The organism is Nocardioides cynanchi (assembly GCF_008761635.1).
Lineage (GTDB): Bacteria > Actinomycetota > Actinomycetes > Propionibacteriales > Nocardioidaceae > Nocardioides > Nocardioides cynanchi.
On record NZ_CP044344.1, the window covers coordinates 1,516,691 to 1,538,048 of the forward strand.

A 21,358-nucleotide genomic window follows, 5' to 3' on the forward strand; every position below is an offset into this window, starting at 1 on the left:
TCAGGCGGTGATCTTCAGCGCCTCGAAGATCTCCAGCGTCGCCCGGGACCGGTTCAGCGTGTAGAAGTGCAAGCCCGGAGCTCCGCCCGCGAGCAGGTCCTGGCACAGCTCGGTGGCCAGCCGCACCCCTTCACGTCGTACGTCGGCAGGCTCGGTGAGGCCGTCGAAGCGGGCCAGCACGGAGGCCGGCACCTCGGCACCGGAGAGGTCGGCCATCCGGCGGACCGAGCCGAGGTTGGTGATCGGCATGATCCCCGGGAGGATCGGGATGTCCGAGCCGGCGGCACGCACCCGCTCGACGAGGTCGAAGTAGTCCGCGGGCCGGAAGAAGAGCTGGGTCACTGCGAAGTCGGCGCCCGCCGCGGCCTTGGCCGCCAGGACCTGGGCGTCCTGCTCCCGCGACTCCGCGGCGGGATGGCCCTCCGGGAAGGCGGCCACCCCGATGCTGAAGCCACCCAGCCCGTGCACCAGCTCGACCAGCTCCGAGGCGTAGGTGAGGCCGCCGGGGGTCGACGTCCACGGGGCGCTGGGGCCGTCCTTGGGATCGCCGCGCAGCGCCATGATGTTGCGCACCCCGGCCGCCCGGTAGGACTCGACGATCGCGACCAGCTCCTCGCGGGTGTGACCCACGCAGGTGAGGTGACCCATCGCCCGCATCGAGGTCTCGCGGGCGATCCGGCCGGTGATCTGCACCGTGGTGTCGCGGGTCGAGCCGCCGGCGCCGTAGGTCACCGAGACGAACGTCGGCTGGTAGGGCTCCAGGTCGCGGATCGCCGACCACAGCTGCTCGGCCCCCGCGGCGTCGCGCGGCGGCATGAACTCGAAGGAGATCGAACGCTCCCCGTCGCGGACGAGCTGGCCGATGGTCGGCTTGTCGGTCATGTCCCGAGTCTAAGGAACCCGGGCGTCGTGACCGAGTCGGCGTCCAGCCGGGCGACCGGTCGCCGTGCCCTCAGCCGGTGCCTGCACCTAGGCTCGCCCCGTGACCAGCACCGCGAGCGAACTCGCCGGCGGACCCGCTCCCGCGTGGGACGCCGCCGGCTTCCGGGACCGCGTGCAGGTGGCGCTCGACGCCTTCCTCGACGAGCAGGCCGCGCGGCTCGCGCCCCTCGGCGACGACGCCGCCCGGCTCCTCGCCGAGGCGCGGGCGTCGGTCTCCGGGGGCAAGCGGTTCCGGGCCGCCTTCTGCTACTGGGGCTACCACTCCGTGGCCGGCCCGGCCGATGACGATGCCGTCGACGCGGCGCTCGTACGGGCCTGCGCCTCTCTCGAGCTGCTGCACGCCAGCGCGCTGGTCCACGACGACTACATGGACGCCTCCGACACCCGGCGCGGACGCCCGGCCACCCACCGCGGCTTCGCCGACGAGCACCGCGGTGACGGGTGGCGCGGCGACCCCGAGCAGTACGGCGCGGCGGCCGCGATCCTCCTCGGCGACCTGCTCCTGAGCTGGTCCGACGAGCTGCTGCGTCGGTGCGGGCTGCCGCTGGAGCCGGTGGTGGACGCGCTCGACGTCTTCGACCGCTGCCGCAGCGAGGTGATCACCGGCCAGTTCCTCGACGTGTCCGTGCAGGCTCGCGGTGCGGCCGACGTCGACGCGGCGATGACCGTGCTGCGCTACAAGTCCGCCAAGTACTCCATCGAACGGCCGCTGCACATCGGCGCCACGCTGGCCGGCGCCGACCAGGGCCGGCTGGCCCGGCTCAGCTCGTTCGGGCTGCCCCTCGGCGAGGCCTTCCAGCTGCGCGACGACCTGCTCGGCGTGTACGGCGACCCGGCCGCCACCGGCAAGCCCGCCGGTGGCGATCTGATCGAGGGCAAGCGCACCGTGCTGGTCGCGCTGGCCCTCGACGGCGCGCCCGCCAGCGACGCCGCCCGGCTCGACGCGGCGCTGGGCACCGAGCTCGACGAGGCTCGAGTGGCCGAGCTGCGCCGGATCATCGACGACTCCGGCGCGCACGCGCAGGTCGAGTCGGTGATCACCGACCTCGCGGCCCGGGCGACCACGGCGCTGCGTGCCGCCGACGTCGACGAGCATGCACGCGGCGTACTCCTCCAGCTGGCCGCCGCTGCCACGGACCGCCTCCACTGAGGTCGGCCCGACCGGTTGACTGCCTTGCCCGCAAGCGGGCGGGTGGCGCTCCTTGCGGCCGGCGGCCCCTCGCCTTGCCCGCAAGCGGGCGGTGGCGCTCCTTGCGGCCGGCCCTTCGCCTTGCCCGCAAGCGGGCAGCGGCGCTCCCTGCGGCCGTGGCGCCCCGGCTGCGCCGGGTCGCCACGTCCTCAGTCGAGGCTGGGGACGCCGGGTACGTCGGGCCCGTCACCTCGCAGCAGGACGGCGAACCGCCCGCCCTTGTCGGCGTTGACGCGTCCGCCGAGCACCGACAGGGCCACGGAGAAGGCGCGCTCGTCGGCGCGGGCGAGCGGGCCCCAGCCGTCCCAGAGCAGGACCCAGCCCTCGCTGTCGCCGGCGGTGACGTCGGCGAGGCAGTCCGCCAGCGCGTCGAAGTTCTGCCCGTAGTGCTCGGGGAAGTCGAGCGCCTCACCGATCGCGGCCAGGAACTCGGCCTTGGTGTCACCGTGCCAGCCGTCGACCTCGGCGAACCTCCAGCCGGCATGCTCGACGGTGTGCCGCACGTCGGCCACCTCGAACGCGCCGTGCCAGCGGTAGATGCCCGGCGGGGAGTGGTGGGCCAGCAGTCCGGCGAGTCCGCTCATGGGGTCGTGATCCTCTCGAACGATCGGTAGTGGTCGCCGGTGTAGTAGAGCTCACCGGCGCTGCCCGCGATGATCCGCCGTGCCCCGCGGTCGGGCGAACCCGGGGTCGGCACGGTGTACTCGTGGTAGTAGCCGGAGTCGTGCGCGGGCAGCAGTCCCTCGCGGTTCTCGAAGACGACGCCGTCCTGGTCGTAGGGGAAGGGTCCCCCGCTGTCGATCAGGGCCAGGGTGTGCCGGGCCTCGGGAGGCAGCACCGACGCCGCGACCGTGCTGCTGCTGCTCGGCGCACGGCCGCCGCTGCCGGCGCCACCGTCGAACGCGCCGTGACCGAGCACCCAGGCCAGCAGGACCAGGGCCACGGCTCCGGCGACGGGAGCCCACGACCGCCCGCGCGCCGCCACCGGTCTCAGAAGCCCATGGACTGGGCGCGGCGCTTGGCCTCGGAGCCGCGGTTCTCACGGAGCGCGTCGATCGGCCGGCCGGGCAGCGAGGCGTCGGTGAAGAGCCACGCGATGCACTCACGGTCGTCGTACCCGTTGTCGTGCAGCACGGTGAGGAGTCCGGGCAGGCCCTTGACCACCAGGCCCTCGTCGTCGATGAAGGCCGCGGGCACCTGCTGGCCGGTCCCGGGAGCAGGTACGGCGGCGGCCAGCTCGTGGTCGCGGATCATCGTGCGCACCTTGGCCGCGGTGACGCCCAGACGCGCCCCGGCCTCCGCCCAGTCGATCCACTCGTCCACCAGCGCGCTCAGGTCGGCGTCGGCGAGTGAGGAGCTCATGGGCCAACTGTGTCACCGACCCGCGCCGCACTCCACCCAGGGGCGTCGATCGGGCGCAGCACGACCACCAGCTGGTCGTCGGGCAGTCGGACCCGTGGCCACCTCCGTCGGTAGGCGGCGAGGGCGGCGGCCTGCCCGGCGTCACCGGCTCGGAGCACGGCGCCCGTGGCCCGGCACCAGCGGCCGGCGTACAGCACCTCGAGCGGCGCCTCGGCCAGCAGGTTGCGCCACCAGGTCTTCCCCTCCGGGTGCGCGGGTACGACGACGAGCCGGTCGGTGGCGCCGACCTGCTGGACGGCGTACTGGACGGGAAGCTCGAAGACTCGCCCGCTGCGCCTGCCGTGCACCCGGAGTCCGAGCAGCCGGTGCCCCGCACCGGCACCCCACCGGCTGCCGAGCAGTGCCAGCAGTGCCTGCGCAGGTGGCGGCGGGCCGTCGAGCGCAGGTCGCAGGGCGCCACAGACGAAACCGAGCACGGCTCCTGCGACGAGGCCGGTGACGACGCCGAGCGAGATGGTCTGTTCCGGCTGCCAGCCCGCCGACGGAGCGGTCGCCCCGGCGAAGATCACGACCATGGTGGGGAGCCAGGCTGCCGAGCTGATCGACACCCATCGCCACGGATGGGCGACCCAGCCGCGCAACGTGAGCGCCTGAGCGAGTCCCAGCACCGCACCCAACACCACGCCCAGCCCGGCAGCTCCGAGCAGCACCGGACCGAGCGCTGGCGCCGTCCCCGAGTCGTCCGCGCTGAGGGCAGCGGGTGCCGAGGCGGCCGCCCAGCCCAGCCCGGCGACACCGATCGTGACCAGGGACCAGGCGCGTGCGCGAACACCGAGGACCGGCCGCATCAGCCAGGCCTGGGCGACTCCGAGCGCTGTTCCCTCCACGAGCCCGCCCGCCACGATCACGGCGAGCACGGACAGGCGGTCGCGGTCGGTCTGGCCGAGGCGGTCGGACACCACCGCGGCCGCGGACGCGGCCGTCATCCCGACCGACTCGGCGGCCGCGCACGCGACCACCCAGTCCCGGACCCGTCGTTGCGCTCTCCCCCGCGCACCGCCCCGGGCCGACGTGCCGACGACCTGGATCCTGGTCATGGGCCCTCCTCCGTTCTGCGCACCCCCAGTCCATCGAGGGAGCACGGGAGGCGCCAGAGGACCAGGCCGCCACGGCTCGGGACGTTGGTCCGTCCCGGTGGGCACTCAGGGTCGCGCGAGGGGATGCTCCGGTTGCGGTGCGCCGTCGGTCATCAGCGACTCGATCCGGTCCGCCGCGTTGCGCGCACCGGGCAGGGCGCGGATCTCGGCACCGAGCCGCGCGGCGGCCTCCCGGTGCGGCCCGTCGGCCAGCATCGCCGCGACGACCGGGGTCAGGTCGGCCGCCGAGGCCTTCTTGGGTACGACGCGTCCCGCGCCGGCCGACGCGACCGAGCGCGCCACCATCGGCTGGTCCAGCAGCGGGTGCATCGGCATCAGCACCAGCGGTACGTCGTGCGCGAGCGCCTGCATGGTGGTGCCGTGGCCGCCGTGCCCGATCACCAGCGCAGCCCTCGGCATCAGCTCGGCGTGCGGGACGAACCGGTGCACCTCGGCGTTGTCCGGCGCCCGCAGCTCGGCCGGGTCGACCACCGGACCGGTGGTCACGACCACCCGGGCGTCCAGCCCGGCACAGGCATCGAGGATCGTCTGGAGGCAGCCGGCCATCTTCGGGAACCGGAAGGTGCTCAGGCTGACCAGCACCAGCGGGTCAGCGGGCACGCGCTCCGCGACCGGCACCACGGGCCCGACCCAGGTCAGGTCCGACCGGGACCGGGCACCGGCCGGGTCGAGCGACGGCAGCGAGGCGACCAGGCGGAGGCGGGCTTCGGCCAGCGAGCGGGCCGGCTGCAGCCGCTGGAGCCGCATCCCCAGCCCCATCGGGCCCTTCAGCCAGCCGCCGCGCAGATAGGCGTCGTACAGGTGCTCGAGGACGACGTACGGCGTGCCGGCCGCCCGGAGCTCGGCCATCACGCCGAACAGCAGGCAGTCGACCACGACCACGTCGGCCGGCCGGTCGGCCAGCGCCGCGAGGACGTCGCGTCCGAGGCCACGGTCGCCGAACATCGCGACCAGGGCCAGCGGCGAGTTGGCGTCGAGCGCCGAGAACGCCCGGGCGTGCAGGGACGGCGCGACCTCGAGGCCCGCGGCAACCAGCGACTCCCGCTGGCGCGGGTGACCGACGAAGCGGACCCCATGGCCGCGTGCGACCAGCTCGGTGGCGATGCCGACCGCCGGCGGCACGTTGCCACCACCGTCCCAGGTGACGAACACGATCTCGGCCATGGCGGGCTCCTCGGTTGTGGGGTGACTCAGGGCAGCAGTGCGTCGACAAGGCGGCGGATCCGGCTCTCGGTGCGCTCGCGGCTCAAGCGGCGGTCGCGCCGGAGCAGCTTCCAGGTGTAGACGTCGGTGGCGACGACGAGCAGGTCGGTGAGCTCCTCGGCGTCCTCGGCGGCGGCGAGGAACGGGGCGAACACCTCGGTCACCCACGCCCGGTGGAGGGCCTTGCCCTGCTCGGTGATCCGGGCCATCAGGTCCTGGTGGGTCTCCTGGGCGAGCATCAGCAGGGCCTGGTCGCCACGCCGCTCGTAGTGGTCGACGATCACGTGCACGGCGGCCCCGACATCTCCGACCGGCGTACGACGCTCGTCGGTGACCGCCTGCTGCGCGTGCTCGAACGACGCCTCCTCGAGCCCGGCCCGGCTCCCGAAGTGACGCAGCACGGTCTGCACGCTGACGCCGGCCCGGCCCGCGACGTCGTCCAGCGCGATCTCGGTGACCGGCCGCTCGCCGTGCAGGGCGACGCAGGCGTCGATGATCCGGGCCCGGGTCTCCGCGACCGCCACGGCCCGAGCGGTCATCGTGTAGGAACGAGTCGTGTTCATGTCAGTGACAGTTGACATCAATATCCTATTGATGTCAATGGCCATTCACACGAAGTCGTCCGGGGACGGCGCGCCGACGGTCGCGGAGTCGAGGTCGGTGACCGGGAATCCGTAGGATGGCTCCGCCGGAGCACTTCCCCGACCGGTGACGGAGGGTCGACGTGGAGCAGGAGTCGCGCGCCCACGCGGGCAGCGCTGTGCTTGCCGACCCCCTGAGCGGGCAGGTGCTCGACGGCCGCTACCGGATCGGCCGCCGGATCGCGCGTGGCGGCATGGCCGGCGTCTACGAAGCGCTCGACACCCGGCTCGACCGCATCTGCGCGGTCAAGGTCATGCACCCGGGGCTCGGTGACGACGAGGCCTTCGCGGCCCGGTTCGTCCGGGAGGCACGCTCGGCGGCCCGCCTCTCCCACCCGCACGTGGTCAACGTCTTCGACCAGGGCGAGGACCCCACCGTCGACGGCGGCACGCTCTACCTGGTGATGGAGCTGATCTCCGGCCACACGCTGCGCGACGTGATCCGCGACGAGGCCCCGGTGCCTCCGGCGCGGGCCCTGGCCCTGATCGAGCCGGTGGTCTCGGCCCTGGCCGCGGCCCATCGCGCGGGCCTGATCCACCGCGACATCAAGCCCGAGAACGTCCTGATCGCCGATGACGGCCGGGTCAAGGTAGCCGACTTCGGCCTGGCCAAGGCGGTCAGCGCCGACACCCAGCACACCGCGACCGGCGGGGTCATCATCGGCACCGTCTCCTACCTCGCGCCGGAGCTGGTCGTCGACGGCACCAGCGACGCCCGCGCCGACGTGTACGCCGCCGGCGTGGTCCTCTACGAGCTGCTCACCGGCAGCAAGCCGCACGAGGGCGAGTCCCCGATCGCGGTCGCCTACAAGCACGTGCACGAAGACGTCCCGCCGCCGTCGCGCTCGGCGCCCGGCATCCCGGCGTACCTCGACGCGCTGGTCGCCCGCGCCACTGCGCGCGACCGCGCCCAGCGCCCGGCCGACGCAGGCGTGCTGCTCCACCAGCTGCACCGGGTCTCCCAGGCCCTCGCCAGCGGCGCCTGGGCCGACCACGAGCTGACCACCGACCTCGCCCTGACGCCCTTGTCGCAGTCGGTTGGCAGTGCGCCGGTCACCGAGGACACCAGCGACCTCGACCTGGTGCCGATGACCCCCGCCGAGTTCGTCTCCCCCGAGCCGCAGCCCACGACGGTGCGCTCGGTGCCGCCGCCGTCGGAGCCACCGACCACGCCGGTGCGCGGGCGCCGCTCCCGGCGCGGCCCGGTGCTCCTCGGCCTCGCCCTGGTGATCGCCCTCCTCGCCGGTGTCGGTGCCTACTGGTTCGGCTGGGCCCGCTACACCGCCACCCCCGGCGTGCTCGGGCTCACCCAGCAGGCCGCCACCCACAAGCTGGAGAAGGCCGGGCTGCACGTGACCGTCGGCGCCGCGGCCTTCTCCTCGAGCGTGCCGAAGGGCGAGGTGGTCGGCACCGACCCCGGGCCCGGCGCGCGCGTGCTCGACCACGGCACCGTCACTCTCACGCTGTCCAAGGGCCAAGAGCTGTACGCCGTCCCGCAGCTGCGCAACCTCACGGTCAACCAGGCCCAGGACGCGCTCCTCCGGTCCCACCTCACCTACGGCAGGTCGATCCGGCAGTACGACGAGAAGGTCGCCCGTGGCCACGTGATCGGCAGCAACCCCTCGGCCGGGAAACGCGAGAGCCCGAAGACGCTGGTCGACCTCGTGGTCAGCCGGGGACCGCAGCCGATCCACATCCGCGACTGGACCGGCGCGCCCGCGGCGCGCGCCGAGCAGGTCCTCAAGGCCCAGCACCTCGATGTCGTGCTCGGCACGGCGGAGTACTCCGACCAGGTCGCGCAGGGGCACGTGCTGTCCCAGACCCCGCCGAGCGGCGTCCTGCACCGCGGCGACCAGGTGACGCTCGTGGTGTCGAAGGGTCCGCAGCTGGTGCCGGTCCCCGACAACCTCACCGCGATGGGCGTCGCCGCGGCCACCGCCGAGCTGAAGGGCCTGGGCTTCCAGGTGAGCGTCGTGAAGTCGCCGTACTACATCGGCGTCGGCTACGTGTACAGCTCGAGCCCGGGGGGCGGCGAGATGGCCCCGAAGGGCAGCGTCGTCGTCCTGCACATCATCTGACCGGCGCCGCGAACCCGCGCGATAGCGTGCCGTGGTGCCCGCGTCCCGTCGTACCACCCTGCTGGCGACGGCGGCGCTGCTCGGCGTCACCGCCACCTGGGGCAGCACGTTCTTCCTGATCCACGACCTGCTGTCGCGGGTGCCGACCCTCGACTTCCTGGCCCTCCGGTTCGCGATCGCCAGCATCACTCTCGTGGCGCTCGCCCCCCGGGCCCTGGGCCGGCTCACCGCCGCGTCGCGACGGCAGGCAGCGGTGCTCGGCGGTCTGTACGGCGTGGCGCAGATCCTCCAGACCGCCGGGCTGGCGAAGACACCGGCCAGCGTCTCCGGCTTCATCACCGGGATGTACGTCGTGGCGACGCCGATCTTCGCCGCCCTGATCCTGCGCACCCGGATCGGCCGCGCGACGTGGGCGGCGGTGGTGCTGGCGATGGCCGGTCTCGGCGTGCTCACCCTGAGCGGCTTCTCGATCGGCTACGGCGAGGGCCTGATCTTCGTGGCCGCGATGATCTACGCCCTCCACATCGTCGGGCTCGGCGCCTGGTCGGAGCCGGGACAGGCCCTCGGCATGTCGATCGTCCAGCTGATGGTGATCACCGTGATCTGCCTCGTGTGCACCGCGCCCGACGGCATGGTCTTCCCCGACCGGCTCGGCGACTGGCTCAGCGTCGTCTACATGGCGGTGGTCGCCGGCGCGGCAGCGATGATCGGCCAGACCTGGGCACAGGCCCACCTGCCACCGGCCAGGGCCGCGATCATCATGAGCATGGAGCCGGTCTTCGCCGCTCTCTTCGCGGTGCTCTTCGGCGGCGAGAGCGCGACGGTCCGGATGCTCGTCGGCGGTCTCATGGTGCTGGCGGCGATGCTGATCGTGGAGCTGGTGCCCCGCCGCAGGGTCGAGGTCGAGGTCACCCATCTCGCGGTCTGAGGCGTTCTTCGCCTAGCGTGCTGCCTCATGGACAGGACGGCGGCGTACTGCGTGAACTGCGGCGCGCCCGTCAGCGGCCGGTTCTGCAGCAGCTGCGGGGCCGCCGTCGCCGGCGTACCGGAGACGCTCACCCGCGAGCCCGACCTCCTGGCCCCGCCTCCCGCTCCCCTGCCGCCACCGGCCCCCGGCACCGACGACAGGGCCGTCGGAGGGCCCGGTCCCGGTCTCTGGATCGGCGCAGCGGCGGTGCTGCTGGTGATCGTCCTGCTCGGCGCGTTCCTCCTGCTCCGTGGAGGCGGCAGCCCGTCAGCCGGGCCGACGCCGCCGATCATCCCGCCGAAGAGCCACCCGACGCGGGCGTCGCAGACCTCGCCACCGACGACGGCACCCACGACGCCGCCGACCAGCCCGGCGACCTCCGCCCCGACGGGTCCGGCCGCCGAGGTCGCAGGCCTGGCCCGGGCCGTCGCGCCGGCCCACGCGCCCGCGTCCGTCGACTTCGCAGGCAACCCGGTCACCTATGACGCGTCCAACCTCGTCGACGGCGCGCCCGACACCTGCTGGCGGGTCGCCGGCGACGCGACCGGGACGACCCTGACCTTCCGCCTCGACCAGCCGACCCGGCTGACCCGGGTGGGCCTGATCAACGGCTACGCGAAGACGGCGTACTCCCGCGGGCACCGCTTCGACTGGTACGCCGGCAACCGTCAGGTCCTCTCCGTGGAGTGGCTCTTCGACGACGGCTCCTCGGTGAGCCAGACGTTCGCCAGCACCCGGGCGATGCAGACCCAGACCATCGACCCGGTCACCACCTCGACGGTCCGGCTCCGGATCACCTCGGTCTCCCCTCCCGGCACCGGGCGGGCGGCGCGCGACGACACGGCGATCAGCGAGGTCTCCCTGGTCGGCAGTCCCGGCTGACCTCGTCGGTCAGGTTCGCATCAGGTCGACGTTCCTACGTTCGAACACATGACTGCGCCACGCTCCTTCCTGATGCCCAAGGTGCCCGAGGTCTTCCTCCTCTTCTGGGTGATCAAGCTGCTCACGACGGGCATCGGGGAGACGGCGTCGGACTTCCTCGGCACGTGGAACCTGGCGGCGGCCGGCGTGATCGGCGTCGGCGGCTTCTTCGCCGCGCTCCGGTGGCAGACCCGGGCCACGACGTACCAGCCCGTGCGCTACTGGGTGACCGTGCTCATGGTCGCGGTCTTCGGGACCATGATCGCCGACGGCCCGCACGTCGCCCTCGGCGCGCCGTACTACGTCGACGCCGGCGTCTACGTCGTGCTGCTGTGCGCGCTGCTCGCCTGGTGGCACCGCTCGGAGGGCACCCTGTCGGTCCACTCGATCACGACCAGCCGGCGGGAGCGCTTCTACTGGGGCACGGTGCTGCTCACCTTCGGCCTGGGCACGGCGCTCGGCGACACCACCGCGACGAACCTGCACCTGGGCTACTGGTGGTCGGCGGTCCTGTTCACCGCGCTGATGGCCCTGCCGATCCTCGCCTGGCGCCTCGGCGCGAGCTCGGTCGTCTGCTTCTGGGCGGCGTACTCCCTCACCCGGCCCCTGGGCGCCAGCGTCGCCGACGGCCTGGCGGTCCCCCGCGTGCACGGCGGCCTCGGGTGGACCACCGGTGTGGTCTCCGCCCTCGGGCTCGCCGGCTTCGCCGCCCTGGTCGCCTACGTCGCGCTCACCCACTCCGACGAGGAGGGCGCCCACGCCGCGCACGCGGCCGGACGCGAGCTCGACGACGAGCCGCTCCCCGAGTTCGAGCTCGACTGAGCCCCGGTCGTCGGCTCCCGGCTACAGCCGGCGCAGGACCGCAGCGGCCTGCTCGGCCTGCTCGCGGCTGACGTCGAGGTGAGTGACCAGGCGTACGGCGCGTGGTCCGACCGGCGCGACCAGCACGCCGCCGGCGCGGGCCCCGGCCACGAAGTCGGCGGCGTCGTCGCGCGGGACCACCACGATGTTGGTGTCGACCGTGGCCGGGTCCAGCCCGCAGGCCTCGGCGAGCAGCCGGGCGTGCGCATGGTCGTCCGCGAGCCGCTCGAGGTGGTGGTCGAGCGCGTACGACCCGGCGGCGGCGAGGATGCCCACCTGGCGCATGCCGCCGCCCATCCGCTTGCGCCGCACCCGGGCTTCGGCCACGGCGGCGGAGGAGCCGACCATCAGCGAGCCGACCGGGGCACCGAGCCCCTTCGACAGGCACACGGACAGCACGTCCACGCACGCGCCGTACTCGGCGAGCGGGACGCCGGTCGCCACGTGGGCGTTCCAGATCCTGGCGCCGTCGAGGTGGACGCTCACCCCGACGGAGTCGGCCCAGGCGCGCAGGGCGCGCAGGTCGTCGATCGGGAGCACGGCACCGCCGGCGAAGTTGTGGGTGTTCTCCACCGACACCCCGGTGGTGCGGACGAAGAACGGCCCCATGTCGGGGGCGTACATCTCGGCGATCGCGTCGAGGTCGACCTGGCCGCGCGGATGGCGCCAGGTCCGCATGGTCAGCCCGGTGATGGCGCCGTGCGCGCCCAGCTCGGCGCGGGCGATGTGGGCCGAGGCCTCGCAGAGCACCTCCTGGCCGGCCGCCACCAGCGAGGCGACCGCGAGCACGTTGGCCATCGAGCCGGTCGGCGTGAACAGGGCGTCCTCGTGCCCGAACAGCTCCGCGACCCGCCGCTGGAGGGCCAGCACCGTCGGATCCTCGCCGTACACGTCGTCGCCGACCTCGGCCTCGGCCATGGCGCGACGCATCTCGGGGGTCGGCCGGGTCAGGGTGTCGGAGCGCAGGTCGACGGTCACGCCCCCACGCTAGCCAGCGCGGCGCCGCTCGGTCAGTCGAGGTGGTGCAGCCGCGGCCAGAGCAGGGTCCACGGCGCCTTCGGGGCCTGGCACACCGCGATCGGCAGACCCTGCTCCTCGTTGTCGACACTCGTGCCACTCTCGAGATGGTCCACCACCCGGCAGCTCGCGAACAGGCGGCTGGCCTGGTCGTACTGGCCCCCGACGACGACCACGGTGGTCGCGGTCGCGGGCGGCCGCGCCTGGTCGTAGAGGGCGTTCTGGGCGCTGTACACCGGGACGTCCGGCGCGTAGTGGTGGACGGCGCCGGCCTCGCCGTAGTTGGAGGTGAGCACCACCGCGTGGCCGGGGTCCGGCAGGGCGTCGTACGCATGCGTCACCTGGTCGACGTACGCCGGCCAGCCGACCGAGTCGCCGACGATCGGGTTGACGCCCGGCACGGGGGTGGAGCCCACCGTCCCGACCGCGAGGAGCGGCAGGCCGATGAACGCCGAGACCACGCCGTTGACGGCGAACAGCCCGGCCCAGACCCGGCCCAGGTGACGCTCCATCGCGACGACGCCGGCCGCGAACGGCAGGGGCAGCAGGAAGACCGGGTAGTGCGGCTGGGTGCCGCCGACGAAGGTGAACACCAGGAGCAGCCCGAACGCGGGCACGAAGAAGCGGACCCGCCGGTCGCGCCAGAGGGCGCGGAGGCCGGCCACCCAGATCACCACCAGCGGGGGCCGAACAGGACCACGAGCAGCGGGAACATCGCGACCCGGGTGTCGGCGGCGTTGTTGGCCGCGAGGGCCCGGCCCATGTCACCCTCGGGCCAGCCGTTCAGCGCCTGGTACAGCACGTTCGGGAGCCCGACCAGGAGCGCCACCAGGGCGCCACCGAGCACGGGTGGGGACACCAGCCGGCGGCGCGGGCCGACCAGCAGGAGCCCCAGGGCGATCCCGGCCACGAGCACCCCGACGAGCAGCCGGTTGTACGTCGCCAGCCCGGCCAGGGCGCCGGCTGCGAGCCACCAGCGGGGGCTCGGGCGCAGCTCGGCCCTCAGCACGCACAGGCAGATGGCCGGCCACAGCGTCAGGTCGGCGGTCGAGGTGAGGAAGACGTGGGCCAGCACGGTGACCGCCGAGGTCGACGCCACGCCCCACGCCGTCCAGGCCTGGGCCGTGGCTCCTCCCCCGAGCTCGCGGGCCAGGAGGGCGGTGAGGATGACGCAGCCGGCAGCGAACAGGGTCGCGGGGACCCGCAGCAGCCACGGCCCGCCGTCGTACACCGAGGCGATGGCGTGGGAGAGCAGCGGCGTGAAGGGTGGCTGGTCGACGTAGCCCCAGGCCGGCTTGAGCATCGAGAAGTAGAGCTCGTCGCGGTGGTAGCCGTAGCGGTCGGAGAACGCCGTGAGCACCACGACGACGACGAGCACCGGTGGCGTGATCCGCCGCCAGGCGACCGCCGGCGGGGCGCTCCCCTCGATGGAGCCTGTCGAGACCACGCGAGCAGGCTAGGCGCTGCGCAGCATCTCGGCGACGAGGAAGGCGAGCTCGAGGGACTGCACGCGGTTGAGCCGCGGGTCGCAGACCGACTCGTAGCGCGAGCCGAGGTCGATCTCGGCGACCTCCTCACCACCTCCGACGCACTCGGTGACGTCGTCGCCGGTGAGCTCGACGTGGACGCCGCCGGGCCAGGTGCCCAGCGAGCGGTGGACGTCGAAGAAGCCCTGCACCTCGGCGATCACGTCCTCGAAGCGACGCGTCTTGTAGCCCGACGACGCCTCGAAGGTGTTGCCGTGCATCGGGTCGCAGACCCAGGCCACGTCGAGCCCGGCGGCGGTGACCTTCTCGACCAGCGAGGGCAGTGCGTCGGCGATCCGCCCGGCGCCCATCCGGGTGATGAAGGTGAGCCGCCCCGCCTCGTTGTCGGGGTTGAGCTTGGCGGCCAGCGCGATCAGGTCGTCGGCACTCGAGCGCGGCCCGACCTTGACCCCGATCGGGTTGCGGACCCGGCTCAGCAGCTCGGCGTGGGCACCGTCGAGGGCGTTGGTGCGCTCGCCGATCCACACGAAGTGCCCCGACACGTCGTACGGCGTACCGGTGCGGCTGTCGATCCGCGTCATCGCGTGCTCGTACTCCAGCAGCAGCGCCTCGTGGCAGGTGTGGAAGTCGACCCGGTGGAACTCGTCGGGGTCGGCGCCGATCGCGGACATGAAGCTCATCGCGCGGTCGATCTCGCCGGCCAGGGCCTCGTAGCGCCGGCCGACCGCCGAGCTGACCACGAAGTCGGTGTTCCAGGTGTGGACCTGACGCAGGTCGGCGTAGCCGCCGGTGACGAAAGCGCGCACGAGGTTCAGCGTCGAGGCACTGGAGTGGTAGGCCTCGATCAGCCGCTCGGGGTCGGGGACCCGCGACTCGGCGGTGAACTCGAAGCCGTTGACCGCGTCGCCGCGGTAGGCCGGCAGCGTCACCCCCGCCCGGGTCTCGAGATCGGAGGAGCGCGGCTTGGCGTACTGCCCGGCGAGGCGGCCGAGCTTGACCACCGGCACCGACGCGGCGTAGGTCAGCACGACCGCCATCTGGAGTAGCACCCGGAGCTTGTTGCGGACGTTGTCGGCGGTGGCGCCCTCGATGGTTTCGGCGCAGTCGCCGCCCTGGAGCAGGAAGGCCTTGCCGTGCGCGACGTCGGCGAGCTTGGCCTTGAGCTCGTCGCACTCGCCGGCGAAGACCAGGGGCGGCATCTTCCGCAGGCGCTCGACCACGGCGTCCACCGCCACGGGGTCGGGGTACGTCGGCTGCTGTGCTGGGCCCAGCGCGCGCAGCGCAGCCAGGTCGGGGATGCTCACGCCGCAAGGGTACGGCGTACACCCGGGCGGACCCGCGCCGGCGACGTCATCCGGACGCAGGCCGTGGAATGCCCGACCGACCGGAGTGGTTGGCCGCACATGAGCATCTCGAGCCGCCGGGTCGTGGCCACCGCCTTCGGTGGGCCGGAGTCTCTCGCCGTGGAAGAGGTGAGCCTGGCCGAGCCGGGCTCGCGCCAGGTCCACGTGGAGGTGCGGGCCAGCGGGGTGAACCCGGCCGACGTGAAGTCCTACGCCCGGGCCGGGAAGCCGTCGGACCTGCCGCTCCCGCTGGGCTACGAGGCGGCGGGGGTGGTGCGGGCCGTCGGCGAGGGTGCGGCAGACGACGCCGGGCCGCTCTCCGTCGGCGACGAGGTGATCGTGTTCCGGACCCGGGGCGCCTACGCCGCCGACCTGGTGGTCCCCGACAGCGCCCTGACCCGCAAGCCGGCCGGTCTCGGCTGGCCCGAGGCGGGCGGTCTGCTGCTGGCGGGGGCGACGGCCTTCCACACGCTCGAGGCCACCGCGGTCGCTGAGGGCGACACGGTGCTCGTGCACGGTGGGGCCGGAGGCGTCGGGCTGGCCGCGGTCCAGCTCGCCCGGCTGCGGGGCGCGCGGGTCATCGCGACGGCCGGGGAGCGCAACCACGACCTGCTGCGCGAGCTCGGAGCCGAGCCGGTGACCTACGGCGACGGCCTGCTGGACCGGGTCCGGGCCCTCGCCCACGACGGCGTCGACGCTGCCCTCGACCTGGTCGGCAGCGACGAGGCGATGGACGTCTCCCTGGCCCTGGTCGACCGCGACCGGATCGCGTCGATCGCGAACTTCACCCGTGGACCGGAGGAGGGCATCCGCCTGCTGGGCGGAGGGCCCGGCGCCGACGCCGGCGACCAGCTGCGGGCGGCGGCTCGCCCCGAGCTGGCCCGGCTCGCTGGTGAGGGCCGCCTGCGGGTGCTGGTGGCCGCGACGTACCCCCTCGACGACGCGGCGCAGGCCCACCGCCAGATCGCGACCGGCCACACGACGGGCAAGATCGTGCTGGTCCCGTGACCGGCGCCAGCCGGTCGCCGGACATCCGCGTCTCCCGGGTGCAGAGCGTCAACGTCGGCCGAGCGGAGCCCAACCCGTGGAAGGCCGGTCTGCTGACCGGCATCGGCAAGCGGCCGACGTCCGGCCCGGTCGAGGTGCGCGCGCCAGGACCGAAGGGCAGCGGGCTGGGCTCGGGCCTGGTCGGTGACTACGTCGGCGACACCCTGCACCACGGCGGCGACACCCAGGCCGTCTACGCCTTCGCTCGCGAAGACCTCGACCGGTGGGCGGAGCGGCTCGGCCGCGAGCTTCCGGACGGCTTCTTCGGCGAGAACCTCACCACCGTCGGCATCGACGTGGCCGACGCCCGGATCGGCGAGGTGTGGCGGATCGGCGACGAGGTGGAGCTCCGCGTCACCGCTCCGAGGATCCCCTGCTCGACCTTCCGCGGCTGGACCGGCGAGCAGGGCTGGCTGCGGACCTTCACCCTCGACGCCCGGCCGGGCACGTACCTCGAGATCGTCGCTCCTGGCCCGATCGCCTCCGGCGACGCCCTCCTCGTCGTACGACGTCCGGAGCACGACGTCAGCGTCTCGCTGGCGTTCCGGGCGATGACGGTCGAGCGCGGGCTGGCCCCGCGGCTGGCCGCTGCTCGAGAGGACATGACCGACGAGCTGCGCGACTGGCTCGGCCTCGACTGAGCGGCGGGCCGTCGGCGCTCAGCCGAAGAAGACCTCGGCCTCGGCGTACTCGGCCGGGCTGACCAGCTTCAGCTCACCGGTGCCCTCGAGCAGGGGCACCCGCACGATGTCCGCGCCGCGGAGCGCCACCATCTTGCCGAAGTCGTGCTCGGCGACAGCGTCGACGGCGTGCAGCCCGAAGCGGGTGGCCAGCCAGCGGTCGAACGCCGTGGGGGTGCCGCCGCGCTGCACGTGACCGAGCACCACGGCCCGCGCCTCGGCGCCGGTGCGGTGCTCGATCTCGCTGGCGAGCCGGTCGCCGATGCCGCCGAGCCGGACGTGGCCGAACGCGTCGGTCTCCTGGTTCAGGAGCGTCATGCCGTTCTCCCCCTCTTTGGCCTCGCGCGGCACGGCGCCTTCGGCCACCACGATGATCGGGGCGTACTGCGTCTCGAACCGCTTCTTGACCAGGTCGCAGACCTGCTCGATGTCGAAGGCCTGCTCGGGGATCAGGACGACGTTGGCGCCGCCGGACATCCCGGAGTGCAGGGCGATCCAGCCGGCGTGCCGGCCCATCACCTCCACCACGAGCACGCGGTGGTGCGACTCGGCGGTGGTGTGCAGCCGGTCGATCGCCTCGCTGGCGATGTTGACCGCGGTGTCGAAGCCGAACGTGAAGTCGGTGCCGGACAGGTCGTTGTCGATCGTCTTCGGCACGCCCACCACGGAGACGCCGAGATCGGCGAGCTTGGTGGCGACGCCGAGCGTGTCCTCGCCCCCGATCGCGATCAGCGCGTCCACGCCGTCGGAGGCGAGGTTGTCCTTGATCCGCTCCACCCCGCCGTCGATCTTGAACGGGTTGGTCCGGCTCGATCCGAGGATGGTTCCGCCGCGGGGCAGGATGCCGCGCACCTGCGGCACCCCCAGCTGCATGGTCAGGCCCTCGAGCGGACCCTTCCAGCCGTCGCGGTAGCCCACGAAGTCGAGCCCGTGCACCCCCACGCCCTTGCGAACGACCGCGCGGATCACCGCGTTGAGTCCGGGACAGTCGCCGCCACCGGTGAGCACTCCGACCCGCATTGCGAACTCCTGATCTCGTCGTTTGAACGTTACAAGCCGGTCGTCAGCCTAGGGCCAGCCGCCGCGGGCGCGTCAACCGTCCGAGGACCCTCTCCCGGGTGCCAGTTCCTCCGGAATCCGACAGCAGCCGGCCCACGGACCCGCACCTGTGCGGGATCCGTGGGCCGGCCGGAGGGCCGCCCCGGACCACGGGGGTCCGGGGCGGCCCGGTGGCTGGGTCAGCCGACCAGCGTCGTGCCCTCGACCGCCGCAGCGCTGCGGTTCCTCGCCGGGGTGACCACGATGACCTGCTTGGCCTTCCCGGGCTGGTAGTCGGGGTTGCCGGTCTGGATGGCGAACACCGTGCAGGTCCCGCGGTGGTTGAAGCTCACCAGACCGTGGCGACCGACCGAGCAGGCACCGAGGCCGGTGATCCGCACCTTGCGACCGGACTCCGTGTTGCCGGTGGCCTTCGCCTTGTACGTCGTACCGGCGTGCGCCCGGTGCGGCGCCTGGGAGGTGAAGGCGACCGTCTGGATCGCGCGGCGGGTGTGGATGACCTGCGTGGCGGAGCCGGCGAGGTAGTCACCGTTCCCGGGCTGGGAGGCGTGCACGGTGCAGTCGCCGGCGTGGAGGAAGGTCACGACCCCGTCGGTCGAGACCGAGCAGGAGTTCGGCGAGCTCGACTCGAAGGCGACGGCCTCCGGCGAGTCGCTCCCGGCCGTGGCCCGGTAGGTGTCGCCGACCCGCGGCGTGGAGGGCTCCGACGTGAACGCCAGCGCCCCGGCGGCCAGCACCTGGAAGGACTGCTGCTGGGCGCCGGCCAGGTAGCCACGCGTGTCGCTCTGGGCTGCATCGATCGTGCACGTGCCACGCCCGGTCAGCCGGACGGTGGCCGAGCTGTCGAGGTGGCTGACGACGGTGCAGACGTCCGCGGAGTCCGGGCCGGCCGAGAAGGTGACCGGCTTGCCCGAGTCGCCGCCCGTGGCGGTGACGTCGTACCGGTCGCCGACGGTGGGTGTCGCCCCCGGGTCGGAGGTGAACGAGACGGCCTGGGGTGCGCGGTTCTGAGAGACGGCGATCCCGTAGACGTACCCCGAGTTGCTCGACGTGAGCGCGGTCTCGGGTCCGTCGACACCCTTCTGCCAGATCACGCTCCCGCTGTTGAACATGAAGTCGTCCTGGCTGCTGGCGATCACGGTGCCGGTCGCGTCCACGGCGAGGCTGCGCGCGTAGTAGACGTTCTGGAAGCCGACGTCGGTCTGGGTGCCGTCGGCCGCGATCTGCAGGATCCGGTTGTAGGAGTCGGCGACGACGACGCTGCCGTCAGGGCCGGCCGCCACAGCCGTGGGGTAGGACAGGGACGTGGCGACGTCGGACTGGACACCTCCCGGGGTCACCTTGACGACGCGTCCGTTGCTGCCGTCCGCGACGAGGAGGTTCCCCTCGGCGTCGGCGGCCACGCCGGAGACCCCGTTCAGTCCGTCGATCGGAACCGTCTGCTCGACCCCGTCGGTGGTCATCTCCACGACCCGGTTGTTGTTCGGGTCCGCGAGGAAGATGTTCCCCGCCGGGTCGGCGGCGAGCTGGTAGCCGTAGGAGACCGTTCCGAACACCACGTCGGTCCGGGTGCCGTCGGCGGCGATCTTGACGACGTCGTTGCTGTCCTGGGCGATGAAGAGGTCGCCGGCGTCGTCGAGGCTCAGTCCGAAGGGCTGGACCCCGCTGACGTAGACGGACTTCGTGCCGTCCGGCGCCACGGCCAGCACCTGGTCCTGCCAGACGTCGGAGATGAAGACGGTGCCGGGCACGGCCGGGGTGAAGCCGGGGCCGGCATAGGCGGCTCCGGCCAGGGAGGCCATACCGACCACCGAGACGGCGGAGGTCAGGGCGACGACGGCGAGGCCGGTGACGCCGAGACGGCGCGGACGAGCGAGACGTTCGGGCATGGGGGTCCTTCTGCTTGGGCTGGCGAGCACACCGAGATCAGGGGGCAGAACCAGAGAGGAGTCGGCGGTGAGTACCACCGGCCTGCAGCCAAACACGCGTCCTCCCCAGACGTACGACGCATGGCCGAGACGGACGGAATGGACCAGAGAGTCTGACCGATCGGCCACACCCACAAGGGTGGGCGAGCCCGGGTCGCCGGCCGGCTACCGGCTCAGTCCGGCAGGGTCGCCGGATCGGGCACGGGCGTCGGGTCGACCTGCGCCAGGTTGGTGACGGCCCGGCCCGCCAGCGGCATCCGGACCCCCAGCACCTGCACGAGCAGCGCCCAGACGAGGCACAGCAGCAGGGTGCCGCCCCACAGCGCGAGGGCGCCGCGGTGCAGCAGGGCCGAGTACAGCAGGGGTGCCACGGCGCCCGACGTGCTCCACGCCAGCTGCATCGAGGCCATGTAGCGGCCCCGCTGGTCGGGCGGCGGCGCCTCGGCGGCGAGGGCGGCCACCACCGGCCCGGCCGTCATCTCACCGAGGGTGTAGACGACGGCGGCGACCAGGACCAGTGCCGCCGCCCCGGCGACCGGGAGCCGTCCGGCGGCGTAGAACATCGCGAACGATGCCGCGGTGAAGGCGATCGCCGCCTGCAGCACTCGACGGCGTACGGCGCCGGTCATGGCGCGCACCACGAGCCCCTGGCCCACGCCGATCATCACCGTGTTGATCACGAAGACGGTGCCCGGCACCCAGCCGGGCAGTCCGACGGTGTCGACGAAGTAGACCGGCATCGCGACGTTGAGCGTCATCTCGGCGAGGGCGTAGCAGAGGATCACCGCGAGCAGCGCGCGGTAGCCGCGGTCGGCGAAGCCCACCCACCAGCGCCCGTCGTCGCGGGCCGGGGCGTCGTCGGCACGGACCGGCCGGGCACCGCCGGCCACTCCGAGCATCAGCAGGAACGCCAGGACGTAGGAGCCGGCGTTCAGCAGCACGACGGACTGGTACGCCGCGCCGGTCCCGATCGTGAGCGCGACCGCCGCCAGCACCCCGCCCACGCCGTAGCCGGCGTTGCGCATGGCCTGGAGGAAGCCGAACCAGATCTCGCGCTCACCGGTCTGCGTGATCTGGGTGACCATCGGGCCCAGGGCGCTCCAGAACCCGGACCGGGTGGCGCTCGCGGCGAAGACCAGCAGCGTGACCATCAGCATCGAGTGCGCGAAGGGGTAGAGCGCGAAGGCGGCGGCGGCGCCCGCGTTGCCGGCCTGCATCACCAGCCGTGGCCCGTGCCGGTCGACCAGGGTGCCGATCAGCGGCACCACCGGGATCACCGCCAGGTTGGCGACCGTCATCGCCAAGCCGAGCTGGACCAGCGTCAATGACGTCTGGTGGAGGAAGTACAGCATCGACAGCGGGATCCACACCCCGCTGCCCACGGCGTCGATCGCCAGGGCGGAGACGAACCTCCGGTGGGGACCCACGTCGGGGAACCCGAGTCGCTGCAGCACTGTGCCATCCTCCAACCTCAAG

The 21,358-nt window shown here is 73.1% G+C and carries 21 protein-coding genes; 7 read left to right on the forward strand and 14 right to left on the reverse strand.

Annotated elements, in window-relative coordinates; genetic code table 11:
• Window positions 1-882 carry a methylenetetrahydrofolate reductase [NAD(P)H] gene (gene metF, locus E3N83_RS07525; RefSeq protein WP_151082699.1) on the reverse strand — a complete coding sequence of 294 codons (882 nt, stop codon included), beginning with the start codon at window positions 880-882 and terminating at the stop codon, window positions 1-3.
• A gap of 100 nt (window positions 883-982) precedes the next feature.
• Between metF and E3N83_RS07530 the strand changes: the two genes are divergently transcribed.
• Window positions 983-2,092: a polyprenyl synthetase family protein gene (locus E3N83_RS07530; protein WP_151082700.1), complete on the forward strand. Its 1,110-nt coding sequence runs from the start codon at window positions 983-985 to the stop codon at window positions 2,090-2,092.
• 188 nt (window positions 2,093-2,280) lie between these two features.
• Here E3N83_RS07530 and E3N83_RS07535 read toward each other — a convergent pair whose 3' ends face one another.
• The 6 genes from E3N83_RS07535 to E3N83_RS07560 form a co-directional block, all read right to left on the reverse strand.
• Window positions 2,281-2,715, reverse strand: a complete 435-nt coding sequence (locus tag E3N83_RS07535) for a barstar family protein (RefSeq protein ID WP_151082701.1) — start codon at window positions 2,713-2,715, stop codon at window positions 2,281-2,283.
• Complete coding sequence (locus E3N83_RS07540) at window positions 2,712-3,116, reverse strand: guanyl-specific ribonuclease (RefSeq protein WP_238343116.1); 405 nt, start codon at window positions 3,114-3,116, stop codon at window positions 2,712-2,714. The genes E3N83_RS07535 and E3N83_RS07540 overlap by 4 nt, the downstream gene beginning before the upstream one ends.
• A 5-nt stretch (window positions 3,117-3,121) precedes the next feature.
• Window positions 3,122-3,493 (reverse strand): Rv2175c family DNA-binding protein, encoded by a 372-nt coding sequence (locus E3N83_RS07545; protein WP_151082702.1) that lies wholly within the window; start codon window positions 3,491-3,493, stop codon window positions 3,122-3,124.
• Window positions 3,490-4,590 (reverse strand): hypothetical protein, encoded by a 1,101-nt coding sequence (locus E3N83_RS07550; protein WP_151082703.1) that lies wholly within the window; start codon window positions 4,588-4,590, stop codon window positions 3,490-3,492. The genes E3N83_RS07545 and E3N83_RS07550 overlap by 4 nt, the downstream gene beginning before the upstream one ends.
• 105 nt (window positions 4,591-4,695) lie before the next feature.
• Entirely contained in the window at window positions 4,696-5,814 is a 1,119-nt protein-coding gene (locus E3N83_RS20200) for a glycosyltransferase (RefSeq protein WP_202879347.1), read from the reverse strand.
• Between the two features lie 26 nt (window positions 5,815-5,840).
• Window positions 5,841-6,416, reverse strand: coding sequence for a TetR/AcrR family transcriptional regulator (locus E3N83_RS07560; RefSeq protein WP_191908001.1), 576 nt, complete (start codon window positions 6,414-6,416; stop codon window positions 5,841-5,843).
• Window positions 6,417-6,577: 161 nt separating this feature from the next.
• On the opposite strand from E3N83_RS07560, the gene pknB reads away from it, so the two are divergent.
• Genes pknB through E3N83_RS07580 form a run of 4 tightly spaced genes read left to right on the forward strand, consistent with a single transcriptional unit; the run spans window position 6,578 to window position 11,282 of the window.
• Window positions 6,578-8,572, forward strand: coding sequence for a Stk1 family PASTA domain-containing Ser/Thr kinase (pknB, locus tag E3N83_RS07565; protein WP_151082705.1), 1,995 nt, complete (start codon window positions 6,578-6,580; stop codon window positions 8,570-8,572).
• Between the two features lie 34 nt (window positions 8,573-8,606).
• Window positions 8,607-9,500, forward strand: coding sequence for a DMT family transporter (locus E3N83_RS07570; RefSeq protein ID WP_202879348.1), 894 nt, complete (start codon window positions 8,607-8,609; stop codon window positions 9,498-9,500).
• Between the two features lie 27 nt (window positions 9,501-9,527).
• The gene (locus tag E3N83_RS07575) at window positions 9,528-10,421 is read left to right on the forward strand and encodes an NADase-type glycan-binding domain-containing protein (protein WP_151082707.1); all 894 of its coding nucleotides are present in this window, start codon (window positions 9,528-9,530) and stop codon (window positions 10,419-10,421) included.
• A 48-nt stretch (window positions 10,422-10,469) separates the two neighbouring features.
• Entirely contained in the window at window positions 10,470-11,282 is an 813-nt protein-coding gene (locus tag E3N83_RS07580) for a COG4705 family protein (protein ID WP_151082708.1), read from the forward strand.
• Between the two features lie 21 nt (window positions 11,283-11,303).
• On the opposite strand, the gene E3N83_RS07585 is transcribed toward E3N83_RS07580, so the two are convergent.
• From E3N83_RS07585 to E3N83_RS07600, 4 genes are read right to left on the reverse strand one after another with little or no spacing between them, the layout of a single operon-like run.
• Complete coding sequence (locus E3N83_RS07585; RefSeq protein ID WP_272950295.1) at window positions 11,304-12,299, reverse strand: threonine aldolase family protein; 996 nt, start codon at window positions 12,297-12,299, stop codon at window positions 11,304-11,306.
• 32 nt (window positions 12,300-12,331) lie between these two features.
• The gene (locus tag E3N83_RS07590; protein ID WP_151082709.1) at window positions 12,332-13,003 is read right to left on the reverse strand and encodes a hypothetical protein; all 672 of its coding nucleotides are present in this window, start codon (window positions 13,001-13,003) and stop codon (window positions 12,332-12,334) included.
• 5 nt (window positions 13,004-13,008) lie between these two features.
• A complete protein-coding gene (locus E3N83_RS07595; protein WP_151082710.1) occupies window positions 13,009-13,785 on the reverse strand; it encodes a glycosyltransferase family 39 protein in 777 nt (258 codons plus the stop codon).
• Between the two features lie 9 nt (window positions 13,786-13,794).
• Window positions 13,795-15,129, reverse strand: a complete 1,335-nt coding sequence (locus tag E3N83_RS07600) for a class II 3-deoxy-7-phosphoheptulonate synthase (RefSeq protein ID WP_151082711.1) — start codon at window positions 15,127-15,129, stop codon at window positions 13,795-13,797.
• A gap of 99 nt (window positions 15,130-15,228) precedes the next feature.
• Between E3N83_RS07600 and E3N83_RS07605 the strand changes: the two genes are divergently transcribed.
• Entirely contained in the window at window positions 15,229-16,176 is a 948-nt protein-coding gene (locus E3N83_RS07605) for an NADP-dependent oxidoreductase (protein WP_191908002.1), read from the forward strand.
• The gene (locus tag E3N83_RS07610) at window positions 16,173-16,856 is read left to right on the forward strand and encodes an MOSC domain-containing protein (RefSeq protein ID WP_238343117.1); all 684 of its coding nucleotides are present in this window, start codon (window positions 16,173-16,175) and stop codon (window positions 16,854-16,856) included. Before E3N83_RS07605 ends, E3N83_RS07610 begins: the two co-directional genes overlap by 4 nt.
• A gap of 18 nt (window positions 16,857-16,874) precedes the next feature.
• Here E3N83_RS07610 and E3N83_RS07615 read toward each other — a convergent pair whose 3' ends face one another.
• The 3 genes from E3N83_RS07615 to E3N83_RS07625 form a co-directional block, all read right to left on the reverse strand.
• On the reverse strand, window positions 16,875-17,915 hold the full coding sequence (locus E3N83_RS07615; protein ID WP_151082712.1) for a 6-phosphofructokinase: 1,041 nt from the start codon (window positions 17,913-17,915) through the stop codon (window positions 16,875-16,877).
• A gap of 218 nt (window positions 17,916-18,133) precedes the next feature.
• Window positions 18,134-19,843, reverse strand: a complete 1,710-nt coding sequence (locus E3N83_RS07620; RefSeq protein WP_151082713.1) for an NHL repeat-containing protein — start codon at window positions 19,841-19,843, stop codon at window positions 18,134-18,136.
• 212 nt (window positions 19,844-20,055) lie between these two features.
• Window positions 20,056-21,336: an MFS transporter gene (locus tag E3N83_RS07625; RefSeq protein ID WP_191908003.1), complete on the reverse strand. Its 1,281-nt coding sequence runs from the start codon at window positions 21,334-21,336 to the stop codon at window positions 20,056-20,058.
• Window positions 21,337-21,358: the final 22 nt, after the last annotated feature.